The organism is Runella sp. R5_40 (assembly GCF_057652295.1).
This window is the reverse complement of record NZ_JBYFCH010000009.1, coordinates 170,984-187,007: the sequence shown is the minus strand read 5'-3', so window position 1 is coordinate 187,007 and position 16,024 is coordinate 170,984. Positions and strand designations below refer to the sequence as shown.

At 47.4% G+C, this 16,024-nt stretch carries 8 protein-coding genes; 4 read left to right on the top strand and 4 right to left on the bottom strand.

Annotation, left to right across the window (positions count from 1 at the left end; translation table 11 throughout):
- Positions 1 to 57 precede the first annotated feature (57 nt).
- The 4 genes from AC23N5_RS17505 (at position 58) to AC23N5_RS17490 (ending at position 9,229) form a co-directional block, all read left to right on the top strand.
- On the top strand, positions 58 to 7,014 hold the full coding sequence (locus tag AC23N5_RS17505) for an SdrD B-like domain-containing protein (protein WP_487756578.1): 6,957 nt from the start codon (positions 58 to 60) through the stop codon (positions 7,012 to 7,014).
- A gap of 96 nt (positions 7,015 to 7,110) precedes the next feature.
- Positions 7,111 to 7,728 carry a phosphoribosylanthranilate isomerase gene (gene trpF, locus AC23N5_RS17500; protein ID WP_183980369.1) on the top strand — a complete coding sequence of 206 codons (618 nt, stop codon included), beginning with the start codon at positions 7,111 to 7,113 and terminating at the stop codon, positions 7,726 to 7,728.
- Positions 7,729 to 7,803: 75 nt separating this feature from the next.
- Complete coding sequence (locus AC23N5_RS17495) at positions 7,804 to 8,382, top strand: cupin domain-containing protein (protein ID WP_487756577.1); 579 nt, start codon at positions 7,804 to 7,806, stop codon at positions 8,380 to 8,382.
- Between the two features lie 16 nt (positions 8,383 to 8,398).
- Positions 8,399 to 9,229: a helix-turn-helix domain-containing protein gene (locus AC23N5_RS17490; protein ID WP_487756576.1), complete on the top strand. Its 831-nt coding sequence runs from the start codon at positions 8,399 to 8,401 to the stop codon at positions 9,227 to 9,229.
- A gap of 60 nt (positions 9,230 to 9,289) precedes the next feature.
- Here AC23N5_RS17490 and AC23N5_RS17485 read toward each other — a convergent pair whose 3' ends face one another.
- From AC23N5_RS17485 to AC23N5_RS17470, 4 genes are all read right to left on the bottom strand, one after another.
- Positions 9,290 to 9,922 carry a nitroreductase family protein gene (locus AC23N5_RS17485; protein WP_183980363.1) on the bottom strand — a complete coding sequence of 211 codons (633 nt, stop codon included), beginning with the start codon at positions 9,920 to 9,922 and terminating at the stop codon, positions 9,290 to 9,292.
- A 194-nt stretch (positions 9,923 to 10,116) separates the two neighbouring features.
- Entirely contained in the window at positions 10,117 to 10,668 is a 552-nt protein-coding gene (locus tag AC23N5_RS17480; RefSeq protein ID WP_183980361.1) for a hypothetical protein, read from the bottom strand.
- Positions 10,669 to 10,802: 134 nt separating this feature from the next.
- On the bottom strand, positions 10,803 to 12,413 hold the full coding sequence (locus AC23N5_RS17475; protein WP_183980358.1) for a SusD/RagB family nutrient-binding outer membrane lipoprotein: 1,611 nt from the start codon (positions 12,411 to 12,413) through the stop codon (positions 10,803 to 10,805).
- A gap of 19 nt (positions 12,414 to 12,432) precedes the next feature.
- The gene (locus tag AC23N5_RS17470; RefSeq protein ID WP_487756575.1) at positions 12,433 to 15,723 is read right to left on the bottom strand and encodes a SusC/RagA family TonB-linked outer membrane protein; all 3,291 of its coding nucleotides are present in this window, start codon (positions 15,721 to 15,723) and stop codon (positions 12,433 to 12,435) included.
- Between the last annotated feature and the right edge of the window lie 301 nt (positions 15,724 to 16,024).

Below are 16,024 nucleotides of genomic sequence, written 5' to 3'. Positions count from 1 at the left end.
GCAAAAAAATGAATGTAATGTACCTGCAAGTAAGTATCTTAAAAAATATTCCTACAAATGAAAAGAAAATATCCCTCTTTGTTCATTCAAAGGATTGAGAAAATTTGGGTTTTTATGCTTGTTTGTGTTGTGTTCTTAAGCAGCCAAACGTTCGCACAAACCCTCTCAATTGAAGCCTCCTCCAACAAATCGGACATCCTGACAGGAGAAACGTTTACCTACACGCTCAAATATAGTTGCGCGGCGGGTACAGGCGATTGCCCCAACGTAACTATGACGGCGACCATTCCTTCGTCGATTTCATTTCCCAACCAAGTAGTAGGCTTAACAACGGATATCGACAGCTACACTTTTTCGGCAGATCGACGAACGGCAACCTTTACCTTTAAAAATCCGCTGAAAGCTGGGAATACAGGTATCATCGAATTATTGGGTCAAGGTGACTTTGGAAAGGTAGATGGTACGACGGGTACGATGACGGCGAGTATTGTTTCGGGCTCGGGAACCCCCGCTACCGCAACCGTCAACACAACTTTGCATTCGAGCAATAAGTTTTGCCCAGCGAAAGCCAATGGACGAGGCTTGGCAATTGATAATTCTACTTTTTACGATATTTACCTCCAATTTCCAGGTAATTATGGCTCAACTGGAATTGGGGCAACCAGTGTCAGTTCAGTGGTGATGGTTGATAACCTGCCAGCCAATGCCGTTATCAATGGCGTCACAGCCACGGCGCTTGACGGTTGGCCAACGCCTTCGGTTCCTTCGGGTACTTGCGTTGTTGATAATACACCTGGAGCACCAAAAGTAACTTGTACTTTTCCTGCTTCGACCTTCCAAATTGGGAGTGCATACGCCCCAAGGGTGCTTGTTAAAATAGATGTTACGTATCCAAGTGGAAGTTTTAGCGCGGGGGATAACGTTACAAATAATGTCACAGTGGCTTACACACCCGATGGCGGTTCGCCCATTACGGCTACCAACGGCAGTACCATTATCTACCAAGGAGGTGCTACCTACGCCACCCAGACTACGGAAAGTTGTACTCCTACGCTAACAGTAACGGATAAGCTGGTGGCGCCAGAGGCCAAGTTGGCAATAGCAAAAGGTACTTCCTCTACAAAAATCCGACCTGGCGATGTTGTATTGTTCGAGTTTTCGGCAAGCAATACGGGTAATGTACCATTAAATAACGTAGTGCTTGAAGATATTTTGCCCGCAGATTTGAGAGGTACGGCGGTTAATCAGGTTTCTAAAGTGAATATGGCAGGGACTGAAACCATTACGTATTGGGTGAAAACAAACGTCCAAACCACGTATTTTCAAGTCTTGATGACGGACTACACTTATGTGCCTCCTTCGGGTGAGTACATAACGCATTTTAAAACGGAGATTAGTTCTTTACCTGCTGGAGCACTGGTGCAATATGGGGGAATTAGAGTAACCCTTGCGCCAGGTAGTACTGCCACATCGGTGACCAACTGTTTGGCAGCCGTAAGTTCGACACCAGGAGTAACAATTACCCCTGCGTCGGCTTGTCAAACTATTCCTGTGGCTCCTTTGGATAATTACAGCTCGCTGTTGGTGCATAAATGGCTGACAAGTGAGCCATCAAGCCAGTACGCCCTTTTCTACGGTACTCCTCAGAATATAGGTACAACGGTGTGGTCAATGATTCAAGCCGTGAATATGTCGGGAGGGCAACCCCTCCAAAACCCGGTAGTAATGGATTTACTTCCAGTAGGGTTGAGTTACGATGGTGCGATTCAGTACGTTCCAACGAGTTGTAATTTTCCTCCTGCCAACAACACAGAAATTATTCCCAATTATAATGGTACGGGTAGAACTTTGGTACGCTTATCTTGGAACATCCCCATGCCTTCGGGGTGCGATGTATGGTTTAGCATAAAAACAAAAATTAATACCCTTGGTACGGGTGGAAATCTTTCGTCAAATGAAGCAGCTTGGGCACCCAAAGACGCCTATAGCCAACCTGTGGGGATTAAAAACCCTGCCTTTTTTACGGGGAGTAGTGCGGCTAAATGTTTCAAAGAAAATATCTATGAAACCATGGATCGTTACGAAACCGTCGATAAATTTGACCTAGATGGGGACGGTTCTAAAGCAGATACTGTCTGTTTTACTGCGGGTTATATTGGTCTTACTTCGGTAGCTCAGTTGGAGTCGGTGAAGTGGGTAAAAGGCCAGTGCGATACGGTTTACAGCAAACATCCAGATTTTGGACAAACCATGCCTGGCGGGATTGCCAATTATAAATTGATTGTTCGTAACAACGGAAACGTGCCTGCGTCGAGCATTGAAGTGCTTGATATGTTACCTTACATTGGTGATATTGGGGTAAAAGACTTGACTGCTCGTTTGACCCAATGGCGGCCAAACTTGGTTACGCCGTTGATTACGCCAACGGGCGTAACGGTATATTATACGACCGTTCAGAATCCGTGTCGGACGGATTACGTTGCGAGTGGGCCATCAGGATGTAACCCGCCCAATTGGACGACAGTTTTGCCCGCAGACCCAACCACGGTTCAGGGGTTAAAATTTGATTTTGGAACAAAAATCTTAAACCCTGGCGACGAAGTTGAGCTTACGTGGGACATGCGCGCGCCAGTAAATGCGCCTACCAACGGCGAAATTGCGTGGAACTCGTTTGCTTTCAAAGCAAAACGGAACGACAACAATGACCCGTTCTTGCCCGCTGAACCCAACAAAGTAGGGATTAAATTAAAGCCATTGGTACCAGGAGTATATGGAAACCGCGTGTGGATTGATGCCAACAAAAACGGTATTCAGGATACGGGCGAGGTAGGCGTAGATGGGGTACGAGTGGAATTGCACCAAGATAATGGCGACGGAATCGCTGACCCGAAAAATGACCCACTTATTAGCTATACCGCAACAGGAAATGGTGGTTTGTATTTGTTCCCTAACTTGGCTCCAGGCAATTATTTTGCGGTATTTTTCGTGCCAGCAGGGTACAGCACGACCACTCCCAACGTCGTAACGCCAGGAGATAGCCTTGATTCGGATGGCGTACCGACGCTTTGCAATGGCCAACGCGTGACGGTGGTTGACATTACAACTATTGATGCTGCGGAAGTCGATTTGCGTTGGGATCAAGGTATCTATTTGGACAAAGCAGCCTTAGGAAATTATGTTTGGTTTGACCAAAATTTGAACAACGTACAAGACGAATCAACGACTAACGGTGTAAACGGTGTAATCGTTTGTTTGTACAAAGACAACGGTGACGGAATCGCCCAACCCGATGCAGCCGACGGGGCACCTGTAGCCAGAGATACCACTTCCAATGACATTTATGGTCGTCCTGGGTATTATTTGTTTGAAAACCTTGACCCTGGAAAGTACTTCGTGAAATTTAAGTTGGCAACGGGGCAAACATTTACAACCAATACAGGAACAGTCAATGGCACAAGCGATGAGACGGATTCTGACCCCACTTCAACAGGCGTAACCGAAGTAACGGAACTAACGGCGGGAGAAGTGGACTTGACTTGGGACGCGGGAATTATCATTCCAACGGGGCCGTACAATTTGGGTAACTTAGTTTGGAATGATGCCAATAACAATGGAAAAGTGGACGGAACCGAAACAGGTATTAATGGCGTAACCGTTATCTTGTTTGAAGACCGAAACAATAACAACAAACCTGACCCCGATGAATACGTAACAACAACCATTACGGCTACCGTGGGCGGATTGCCAGGTATTTATACGTTTACCAATTTGCCAGCGGGTAATTACATCGTTCAAGTACCCGATGGTAACTTTAATGGGCCGTTGAAAGACTTCGCAAGCAGTACAGGAAATGACCCTGCGCCAGACCCTGACGATGACGTCGAAAACGATGACAACGGTACTGCGGTTGTAGGTTGCGGAATTATTAGTAAACCTATTACGCTTGGGAACAATGCCGAGCCGTTGGACAATGGAAAAACCAATTATAGCGTTGATTTTGGGTTCTATAAATGCACTAAACCAAATTATACCGTAACCGTCACTCAACCTACATGTGCGGGAGGAAAAGGCAGTATTGTGTTGGGGACAGGTACCATTGGAGATAAAGTCACTTACACGACGGGGGATGCTTCCACCTTGGCGACTTATTCAAATGCAACCTTGATTAGCAGCTTGACAGGAGGAGTAATCGTTGGAAATATCAACAATCCACCAATGGATGTGACGTATTTGGTAAGAATTTATAACGGTGAAGATGGTTGTTTTAAGGACTTTACGTTCACCATTAAACCATTAAGCTGTTGCACAAAACCAGTGGCAGTAGCTACGCCAAAAGTACAAACGATATGTGCAGGCGGTACGGTATCAGCTTACACCGCAACGCCAAGCACGGGCGTGCAATACAAATGGTATGGCCCATTGGCAGATACGACGAGTAGCTTAGGCACAGCCGTGAGCGGTGCCACGAGTGCGACCTTCACGCCGAGTGGCGCAGCGTTGACGACGGCTGGTACGAAATATTACGCGGTAGTGGTAAACACGACAGGTGATTTGACGTGTGCCGATACAGCTTATGTACAATTAGTAGTGAATGCCAAGCCAGTAATTGCCGACGGTTCTGCCACAATTTGCGCAGGTGAGTCAGTGGATTTGACAACGAAAATTACAAACTACAACAGTTACCAAGGCCAAGTCTGGACGCTAGGTACAGCGGGTGGCACAGTAGTAGCAACGCCAACTTCAGTCAAACCAACGGGTACAACGACTTACGTATTGGTCGCCCAAAACGCCGCAGGCTGTAAAGACACGGCGAATGTGGTGGTGACGGTGAATCCAAAACCAAACGCAGGTAAAGACACGACCTTAGCCTGCGTAAATGCGGCGACAAATACTTTGGCGACAAGCTATACTTTAGTGCCAAGTCCATCGGGAGGCAGTTGGTCTCAATTAGGAACAACTCCTACAGCAGCCACAATTTCGGGTAACAATGTGACAGGTATGAGTGTAACAGGCACTTACCAGTTCATTTACACGACAACGGCCGGTTGCAAAGACACGGTAGCTGTAACGGTAGCACCATGCGCGGGTTGTGTGAAACCAAACGCGGGTGCTGATGCGGCCTCGGTATGCCAACCGACAAATACGGCGAAGTTGACGGCATTAACGACAGGCGGCACATGGGCACCAATAGTTAGCCCAGCGAACCCAAGCGCAGCAACAATAGATGCCAGTGGCAACATCAACGGTTTGAATGCAGCAGGTACTTATAAGTTTGTCTATTCGGTAACAAGTGGCGGTCAAACGTGTACAGACACGGCGCAAGTAGTAGTATTGGCTAAACCAACGATTGCCGATGGTTCTGCCACAATTTGTGCAGGCGAGTCAGTGGATTTGACTACAAAAATTACAAACTACAATAGTTACCAAGGCCAAGTGTGGACGGTAGGTACAGCGGGTGGCACAGCAGTAGCAACGCCAACTTCAGTGAAACCAACGGGCACAACGACTTACGTATTGGTAGCACAAAACGCAGCAGGCTGTAAAGACACGGCGAATGTGGTAGTAACGGTTAACCCAAAACCAAATGCGGGTAAAGACACGACGTTGGTGTGCTCAAATGGCAATGTTCCATCAAGCGTTCAACTATCAGCGACGCCAACGGGAGGAACGTGGTCGGCTTTGACGGGTAACCCGACGGGTGCGACGGTGAACAGTGCTGGTTTGGTAAGTATCACCAACGCCACAGCTCAAGGCAAGTCGTTTGACTTTATTTACTCAGCGAATGGTTGTCAGGATACGGTGAAAGTAATTATTCCGACTTGCCCTGCTCCTTGTATCAAATCGTCGATTAGTTCAGCGGCGCCTGTATGTTCAAACGATGCCCAAACCTACAGCTTCACCTTCACGGTGGCGAATAAATTGGGTATTGTGAAAGTGAATAAAGGCACGTTGAGTGGCACGAACCCTTACACGGTATCGGGCATTCCATCGGGTCAGAATGTGATTATTACCGACAGTTTGAGCGCGATTTGTAAGTCAGACACGACAATAGTTGGCGTTAATTGTAACTGTAACCCAGCTTTGCCGCAGTTGTTGACGCCAAGTTTGACGGCTTGTAAAGGTGATACGTTCCCAACCTTGAAAGCGACGGTGGTGGGACTGGCGACAGTAGAATGGTTTAGCCAACAAACGGGCGGAACAGTATTAGCGACAGGTCTGAGTTTCAAACCAAGCGGCACGGTATCTGCGAATACGGTTTTCTATGCGCAAGCACGGAGTACCGACCCGACCTGCCCAACGGCAGTGAGCACAAGCCGCGTCCCCGCGACGATTAATGCGCAGACTTGTATCGATACAATTGACTTGGCGTTGAAAAAGTTGATTGACAAGAAGATAGCGCGGGTTGGTGATGTGTTGACCTATACCATCAAAGTGTGGAACGAGTGGACTAAGAACGCGACGGGCGTAGAAGTAACGGACAGCATCGCGACCACGGTACAGTTTGTAAGCGGTAGCTTTGTGGCGAGCCGTGGTAGTGCGAGTATCAGTGGCAACGTGATTAAGTGGACGATAGGTAACATCGCCGCAAATGGCGACACGGTGACGTTACGCTACCAAGTGAAAGCCACGCAGGCGGGTATCCATTTGAACACGGCGGAAATCAGCAAGACCAACGAGAAAGACAAAGACAGCACACCAGGCAACGGCAAAGGTGGTGAAGACGACATCGACCAACAATGCTTCACAGTACCGTTTGAGTTGTGCGCGGGTCAGAAGTTAGAAGTAGGTGTACCTGCAAATTTGACGAACGTCCAATGGTTCAAAAACGGAGGTACGACGGCAGTGGCAACGGGGAATGTGGTGTTGTTCTCGGAAGTGGGAGTTTATACCTTCACGGCGACGAACCAGACGTGCCCAGCCAACGGCTGTTGTCCAGTCATCATCGAAGCGGGGACAAATTGTTGCCCTGTGGACTTGTGCATTCCTTACACGGTGAAAAAAGTGAGGAAGTAAAAGCAGTGGATTTTTAGCAAAAGACCCCGCCGAAGCAATTTGGTGGGGTCTTTTGGCTTATTTGGTGTATATTCGCCCGTTATTTTGAAAGAAAATATGCTAAAGACAATTGTTAAAATAAGTGATGTAACCAACCTCTCCGATGCTCGTTATTGTGCAGGAATGGGGGTGGAAATGTTGGGTTTTTCGGTGGATGAAACCTCGGGGAGTTTTGTTGACCTTAAAAAGTTTCAGGAAATACGCTCGTGGATTGCGGGGGTGCAAATTGTGGCTGAAACCACTTCGACCGATGCCGAAGTTATTGTAGAAAAGATAACAAGCTATCAACCCGATGCCGTTCAGGTTAGCGAAGCAAGCGTGTTGCCGTGGCTTAAAGCCGAGACCATCAAACCCATTATTTTACGGGTAGAAGCCGACCAAGACGTGGATACGGTGGTCGAAATCATGGAAAATAATTTGCAGTATGCGTCTTACTTCTTGCTAGAATCTGCCTCCGAAAGTGCGTTGGACGGCGATTGGCCTGAGTTTTTGGGGACAATTGCGAGTCGTTTCCCCATTCTAATTGGGTTTGGAATTACGCCCGAAAATGCTTCTTCCTTGTCCGAAACGACGGCGATAACGGGCGTAGCTTTGCGAGGAAGCGAAGAAATTCGTCCAGGATTTAAAGACTTTGGAGAATTGATGGACGTGCTGGAGGCATTGGAAGACGAATAACCTTAGGTTGTCCGTTTTTTACACCCATTTGTTACAAGAGCCATTCTAGTTTTGTGTCAACAAACCACTACTAGAATGGCTCCTGTTTTTTCTCGCCGATTTACGCTGCGCTCTTTGTTTGTCGCAGGTTTATTTCCACGATTTAGTGCTGCTTCCGACACGCCAACCCAGGCGGTTTTGGTTCGGAAAGACGAAGGTGAACGCCTGAAAATAGGGGGTTCAATCTTTGACTTTAAATTAAAGAAAAATCAAACGGGAGGCCAATTAGCTTTTGCCGAAGCAGTTATTTCAGTCGGTACGTTGGGGGCGCCGCCTCATCTTCACCGCACGTTTGATGAAATATGCTATGTCTTGGAGGGTACGGTACAAGTATGGGTTGAGGGAGAAGTGGTTACGCTCCACTCGGGGGATGTCCATTTGAGACCCAAAGGAAAAATACACACGTTTTGGAATGCAGGTAAAACTCCCGCTAAGTGCCTTGAAATCAGTATGCCAGGGGGGCACGAAGACTACCTCCGAGATTTGAGTCAGTTGCTGGCCAAAGGAACCCGTCCTCAACCCGAAGATTTTGCGGCTTTGGCACAAAAACACGATATTGTGTATTTCTGGGACAAGCTTCCCGAAATCATCAAAAAGTACCAAGTTCAGTTGTAATCTATCCGTATCAAATATGTTTTTACGTGTTTATTCACCCTGCTTAGCCTTGCGCCCTTTTGTGCGAGAATACACGGTTATGCACGTAGAAATTGAGAGTACAAATGGAATAATCACAAAGCCTTTCCCTGCCAGCCCCGACCAGTGTTTGTACTTCTATGCCCGTGACCCCGTCATTAGTCGAAAAGGCGTAGAAGCGTCTTTGTTAACAAATTCGCCAAGTATTATGGTTGGGCCGCAAGTGACGCGGGTGAATCTGGAGTTACACCCTAATCACCTCACGGTGGCGGTGGTGTTTCGGCCAGGTGGGTTGCACGCACTTTTAGGACAGCTTCCAATGACGGAGCTGTTTGACTGTTCGATAGACAGTTCGTTGATTTGGCCAACTGAAATACGAGAGCTTAATGAACAGTTGGCGGCTACCTCAAATTACGATTTGATGGCGGCTTTGGTCGAGGGATTTTTAGTGCGCCAATACGCTCGACAATCATTGTCTCAACAGCCTTTTGACAAAGTCATTCACACAATGGTACAGTCGCCGCAGCTGTATTCGATAGACCAACTGGCTGATATGGCGTGTTTGAGCGGACGGCAATTCCGTCGGAAGTTTTACGAAAAAATGGGGCTAAGTCCCAAAACATTTGCTAGAATTGTTCGATTTAGCAAGGCGTTTCGATTAAAAGAAAAAAATCCAAAGCTAGATTGGCTTGACGTTGTCACAATAGCTGGTTATCATGACTTTAGGCACTTGGTGCGCGATTTTAAGGAGTTTGCTGATGCAACCCCTACGCTATTGTCGGAAGAAGAAAGTCGATACCCACTGAAAATTTATACGTCATTTGAGTAAAATAAAAAATGCCACCCTGAACAAATTGTCATCGGTGGCATTTTACTTGTGAGGGGGCTGTTAATTTACGTGGGTATATAATAGCTCTTTGGGCGTTCTTACTTTCTTGAGTTTCGCCAACCAGTCGTTGTCTTCATCGCGGTAGCCAAGCGCTACGATGGCGGTACTTTTCAACCCCTTTTCGGCTAATCCCAACAACTCATCCAATTGGGCGGCGTTGTAACCTTCCATTGGAGTGGCATCCACTTCTTGGTCGGCGGCAGCTACGAGGCTAATGCCAAGCGCAATGGCAGATTGTTTGGCTGTGTGGGCAAAGTTCTGCTCGGGTGTGTTGGCAAGTACCATGCCCAACAAACGCTTACGGTAGTCGTCGGTGGCGCTGTCAGGAAGACCTCTTTCGGCGTTGGAACGCTTAAAAACGGCATTGATACGCTCTTCGGTATAGTTGTCCCACGCCGCAAAAATCAATAAATGCGAAGCGTCGGTAATTTGAGATTGGCCAAACGCGATGGGCTTAATTTTCTCTTTTAATTCTTCATTCGTTACCACAATAATTTCATAAGGCTGCAATCCTGACGAAGAAGGTGACAAGCGGATGGCTTCCAAAATGTAGTCAATTTTGTCTTGTGGCACTTGCTTGCCCGACATCTTTTTGGTGGCATAACGCCACTGTAAGCTTTCAATTAAATCCATGATTTTATATGTTGATACATTTAATGTCTGTACGTAATATACAAGTGTAGGTTAGGTTTTGTTCCAAATGCACCATTAAAAACGCATTAAAGGGTTTTTTGCAGAAGTAATCTATTGATTAACAGTAGTTTTTGAAGTAAAAAAAAACGGACAATAGTTTCCTATTGCCCGTTTGAAATCGACTGGGAGGTAGTTTACTGTAAAATCACGTCAAGAAGGGGCGTAAAATTAGTACCCAGGGCATTGGCATTAATTCCTGGCCCCGAATTTTGCCACGAAAATACCCGACCATCTTTCATCGTTGCCACAAAGCGAACTCGAAGGCGGTCGTTGGCGCGTAAATTAGCAGCGGTTATGCCTGTTTTTGAAAGAAGTTCCGACACCGAAAGTTGTTCTTTGCCATTGAGGCTCGTCAGGGTTTTGACCATCACGCCGTGCGGTGCCGCCGTAGAAGCCGCTGGCGTTACCACCGTGCCGCGTACGTGACTTACATAGGCATCTACTTTTGAAATCTCGTCGGCGTTGGCACTTTGGGTCGTAAAAGCCATGTTGGCCGAGGCCACATTGGCAAGCGGCACGTTAATAATGTTGATATTGGCCGCCGTTACAGCCGCAGGAAGCGGGTCGGGCCAAGCCACAAAACTAGCCCCGTGCGCAATATCAGGAAACGGGCTTTTGGTCTCACAGCCAGCCAGTGCCAGCATAAAAAAACCAAGGAGGGAAAGAAGATATGTTGTCTTTTTCATAAAAATGTTCTGTTTGTTTTTAGTAGTTAATAGTCGATGATGAGGTCCACAGTCCACAGTCGATAGTCCATAGTAAAGGTTTTTGAAATTGAATCTATCGACCATCGACCATCGACCATGGACTATCGACTAAATCACTTCTGCCAAAAGACTTTTGCGGTTGCAATGACGCGTTGGGCAGGAGCATTGGGGTTCAATTGGAGTTCGCCAGGAACTGGGTAAGGCATCGACTGTGGGTAACCACGGTTGAGGTTGGTAAAGGCAATGTTGTCCGTATTAGGGTCATAAATTTTGGGAAAACCCGTACGGCGAATGTCGTTGTACGACTCTAGCCCAAAACCAAAATTGGCAATCCATTTTTCGGTCATAATCAATTCCAGTTTGCCATTGTCATTGGCGGCATCGAATTTGACCAAAACAGCATCCACATATTCTTTGATAGTGGCTGCCGAAAGGGCAGGGGCACCTCCGCGAGCAGCCGCAGCGTTGACCTCAGCAAAAGCGGCGTTGACGGCATCCGTAAATAATTGTTTTGCATTGCCCGTTCCGACGCCCGTTTGTGCTAATTCAGCACGCGTAAACAAGTAAGAATGATACGGTAAAATACGCTGAGGGCCATCACCACGGGCCGAAGCTCCACTTACGCCCGCTGCTGATACGCCATTTCCATCGTCGTACCGACCACCGCAATAATACAACCCAACGATGGTGTTAGACGAAGATTGGTCAAAGCCTTGGTTAGGGCCTTGTGACGAAAAGTAAATCGACACAAAGTTGCCATTGCGGTACTCAACAGGGTTTTGAGCCGTGGGACGAGCCGCCGAAAGTTGGTTGAAATAATAGTACGGAATGCGCGGATCACGAATGCCGTCCAATACGGTATTGAGGGTGCTTGTTCCAAGTAAAATTTCGTGAAAATACGGACTGATGTAATTGTCGCGGCCCGAAGTGGTGATGTTGTAATCTTCACGGAAAATCGGGTTACGGTTGTCGGGGGCACTTGAAGTACCGTAGTTGAGTGAAAAACTTCCTGCCGACGTCATCAAATCTCCTTCTGCAATCAAGGCATTCACCTGCGTACTCACATTTTGTACCAAACGGATTTGATTATAAAGTTTGAGTTTCAGGGTTTTGGCAAATTGCCGCCAGCGCGTTAGGTTTCCGCCATAAATCAAATCGTCGGTTTTAGGGCTGAGTGCCGACGTTTTGGCAAGGTTGGCAATCCCTTCGTCAATCATTGCAAAAAGCTGAGGATAAACGTCTTGTCCTTTATCAAATTTAGGAAAAGGAACTTTGGCTGAAGTACTGGCTTCGGTAAAAGGAATTTCACCCCATACGTCCACCATGTAGCTGAAAGCCATTGCTTTTGTGATTTGGGCAACGCCCGTATAGGCAAATTGCTGGCTTGCATTGGCTTGTTCAATGAGCACATTTAAGTTTTGTACGGCACGGTACATGTTGGCCCACGCTTGGGTCACGGGGAAGTCCTGCCCCGTAATGGCGTACTGGTCGTTGTTGCTTCGTTGGGTTACTTGGTGCACAAAAACCCCCGCAGGATTGGCCAAACCCGTTGGCCCAGCCCCCAGTGAGTTGACGATGTCGAGTTGGGCATTGGTAAGTAGTTGACTCGAATTGACCGACGAGGGGTTATTAGGGTCATTGTTGATGTCGAGGTTACACGCATTGAGTAGTAATAGGGACGCAATGAGCGTAATATGGGTGACACTTTTTAAGATTCTATTCATGGTATTTTCAGTTTTGTTGTTAGAAAGTAACACTTAGGTTGACCCCATAACGGCGAACAGAAGGAGCGGCAAATAGGTCGATTCCTTGCGTGTTGCTGTTTCCGAAGGTGTTTACTTCAGGGTCGAAGTTGGAGTGTTTAGGGAAGTTAGGGGCAAAAAACCAAAGGTTACGGCCGCTCAACGTGATGTTAGCCGAACCAAAAGGTGTTTTTGCCAACAAACCTTTCGGTAGCGAATATCCTAAAGTAATCTCGCGCAAACGAACGACTGTGGCGTCCCAAACCGAAAATTCGTTAGGGGCGTTTACGGCCAACGAGCCACCCGCCGATTGGAACCAAAGGTTGTTTTCCATTACCTGAATATTGTTAGGAATGGGTTTGCCATCGCCGTCTAACAATGGCTTGAGCGTATTGGCATCGCCAAGAACCCCCGCTACTACTTTAGGTATTTCACGGTTTTCGGTGTCTTGCGTTACCCCACGTCCTAACAAGAACTGGTTAGTCCACGAATACAAATCTCCGCCGTGACGATAGTCAATCACTCCGCTAAGGGTAAAGCCTTTGAAACGGAAAGTGTTGCTAACGGCCAAGGTAAATTTAGGGTTAGGGTTACCAATGATTTTTTGTTTGGTATCAGGAATAGTCAAACCTGTGTTGGGATTAATAAGAGCATTACCGTTTTCGTCCCGAGCCACTGCCGTGCCACGCAATACCCCAAACCACTCGCCAGGGCGTACCACAGGAATGGGCTGATTGGTGTAAATATTACGTAACGTTACTTCTTCAACTCCCTCCGCCAGCGTCTCGACGATGTTACGGTTTTGGGTGTAAGCCGTGAAAATATCCCACTTAAATCCATTGGCGAGCTGAATAGGCACCAAGGTAAGTCCTGCCTCAATTCCTGAGTTACGAATAGAACCAAAGTTGGTGACGAATGAGGTATATCCTGATGATTGAGGCAACGAACGGCGGGCGATGATGTCGGTACTCAAACGGTTATAATACGTCAAATCCAACGAAGCGCGTCCACCAAAAAACTCAAGGTTCGTTCCTACTTCTACTTCTTTGGTAAACTCAGGTTTCAAGTTCGGGTCGAAAGCCGAAGCTGCTACCGAAGCCCCCGATTGGCCGTTGAACGGATAGTCGTTGTAACGGGTTGAGCCTACTAAACCAGAGCTTTCTCCCAAGTTGATACGGAAGGTGTTAAGCACTTGGTAAGGGTCGGCGTCGCGGCCTACTTTGGCATAACTTACCCGAAGTTTGGCGTTACTCAACACATTCGACTTGATACCCAAGGCTTCGGTCAAAATAAAGGAAGCACTTCCCGAATAATAGAAATAACTGCGGTTGTTGGCGGGTAAGGTCGATGACTTGTCATTACGCCCTGTGAGCGTAAGGTACAGGTAGTTTTTATACCCTAGCGTTAAATCCGCAAAAGTCGCGTACAAACGACGCTTGCTCATGCCTGTGTTTCCTGTGTTGGGCGTAACGGTGCTTACGTTGGTAATCAGGTCAATACCCCGCGTGACAATCCCAAGACCATTGACACTCGTTTGGTCAAACTTACGTTCGTTGTAGTTGGCACCTATCACGGCACGGAGGTCAATGTCGGGCGTCAAATCGTGTTTGAAATTCAAGAGCAAATTGTGGTCTTGTTCGCCAAAAGAAATGGCATCAAACTGCATACTTCCAATGCCTTGTGCACCCGAAAGCGACCCTGCCGAAATCCGCTGAAAGCGGTTGTCGTTGTATGTGTTGTAGCCGCCTTTGTAGCTGATATTCATCCAGTTGGTGATGTCATACAAAAGACTACCATTCATCGAAATGCGGTTGACCTTGCTGGTATAAATGCTGTTGTTGATTGACCAAAAAGGGTTGTCTGCTTGCCCAAATGGGAAGAAGAATACACCGTTTCCAAACGGATCTTCGTAAGGAAGCTTGTCGAGTGGCCAGTTACGAGGCTGTTGGAACATCCGCGCGAGTGGTGACGTCCCATCACCCCCAAAAAGTGGGCTATCCTGAACGGTATTGGTATAGGCCAAGTTCGCACCTACGACGATGCCATTTTCAAGGGTGGTATTTCCGCCAATGCTGATGTTGGTACGTTCAAAGGCCGAGCCAGGGAAAAAGCTTTTTTGGTCGGTGCGCGAAATCACCGAAGTGATGCTCGCCTTTGGGCCTCCACCCGTGATGCTAATGGAGTTTTCATAGACATTGCCCGTACGAAAGAAATTCTTGACGTTGTCGGGATAGGCTTGGTAGGCTACATTGCCGTTGGGGCGAAGGCCGTACTGTGCTGCAATCGCGGGGTAGTTGGCTGCGTAAGTGTTGTAACCCACCCAGATAGGAATGGAGTCAACGGGAGCAGTGGTGTTGGTCCAACCCCCTGCGGCGTTGTAGATTCGTCCCAAACCAAAAGCGGGTCCCCACGTTCCGTTGGCATTGGCATATACCTGCTGCGAACCTGCCCCATATTTGTTTTGGAAGTCGGGGTAGCTGGCGATTTTTTCGGCCGAAAACGAAGAATTGTACGTAATTTCTAAGCCTTTTTTAGAAAGTTTGTTGGTGCCCGATTTGGTCGTAATCACAATCACCCCGTTGGCGGCCCGAGTTCCGTACAAAGCGGCGGCGGCAGCTCCTTTTAGCACCGTCATTGAGGCAATGTTGTTGGGGTCAAGGTCGGCGATACGACTTGAGAACGAGGCGCCGTTGTCGCGGAAGTTGCCACTTTCATTGAGGTCGTTGTTGTAAGGAATCCCATCAACAACAAAGAGAGGCTGGTTCGATCCAAAAAACGAGTTAGCACCGCGAATGGTAATGCGCGACGAACTACCCGCAGTTCCTCCTGAGGCGTTGATGGTGACCCCAGGGATTTTTCCTTGCATAGCTTTCAGCACATCGGGCTCCGATTTCTGAACGAGCTTATCTGCCGAAAGGCGCTCGACCGAATACCCCAAGGTTTTGTTGCTACGTTCGATTCCGACGGCCGTTACGACCACTTCGCCGAGCTGTTTGACATCGTCGGTGAGTGAAACATTAATAGTTGTTTGGCTCCCTACCACTACTTCTTTGTTGGCATAACCAATAAAGCTAAAAACGAGGGTAGCACCGTTAGGAACTTGAATTTGGTAGGCGCCTTCGGCATTGGTAGAGCTACCAGTATTTGAGCCTTTCAAAAGGACATTGACCCCTGGCAGTGGGCTGCCGTCTGCACTAGCAGTAACTTTTCCCGTTACGGTGCGGTTTTGGGCGTGGACGAACCCGACACTTAGCAGCATACCAAGCATCAGAAACAATAGATTTTTTTTCATAGATGAACTGGATAATTTGGTTTTTACATCTGTCGTGGCAACTAGAAACAATTGCCACAACAAAGTTCCCCAATTCATGTATGCCAGAAATCACCCGTTTTTAGTGGTTTATTTTGCCCAATGTTATCCCAATGTGAAGTTTGTTTATGCAGGAAATGAGCATTTTTTCTGCGTATTTTTTCAGAAAAGGGCTTTCTTTTCAGTAGCCTCTTTCCCCAAAAAACCGTATTTCATTTGGATACCTCCCTCATTTTTAGCTACCCCCATAGTTAGCTACCCCAAAAAAACTTAAATAAAGCCT

What these genes read in the sequence shown, in the direction of transcription:
- AC23N5_RS17505 (WP_487756578.1), top strand. Translation starts at nt 58, where the DNA reads ATGAAAAGAAAATATCCCTCTTTGTTCATTCAAAGGATTGAGAAAATT.
- trpF (WP_183980369.1), top strand. Translation starts at nt 7,111, where the DNA reads ATGCTAAAGACAATTGTTAAAATAAGTGATGTAACCAACCTCTCCGAT.
- AC23N5_RS17495 (WP_487756577.1), top strand. Translation starts at nt 7,804, where the DNA reads ATGGCTCCTGTTTTTTCTCGCCGATTTACGCTGCGCTCTTTGTTTGTC.
- AC23N5_RS17490 (WP_487756576.1), top strand. Translation starts at nt 8,399, where the DNA reads ATGTTTTTACGTGTTTATTCACCCTGCTTAGCCTTGCGCCCTTTTGTG.
- AC23N5_RS17485 (WP_183980363.1), bottom strand. Translation starts at nt 9,922, where the DNA reads ATGGATTTAATTGAAAGCTTACAGTGGCGTTATGCCACCAAAAAGATG.
- AC23N5_RS17480 (WP_183980361.1), bottom strand. Translation starts at nt 10,668, where the DNA reads ATGAAAAAGACAACATATCTTCTTTCCCTCCTTGGTTTTTTTATGCTG.
- AC23N5_RS17475 (WP_183980358.1), bottom strand. Translation starts at nt 12,413, where the DNA reads ATGAATAGAATCTTAAAAAGTGTCACCCATATTACGCTCATTGCGTCC.
- AC23N5_RS17470 (WP_487756575.1), bottom strand. Translation starts at nt 15,723, where the DNA reads ATGAAAAAAAATCTATTGTTTCTGATGCTTGGTATGCTGCTAAGTGTC.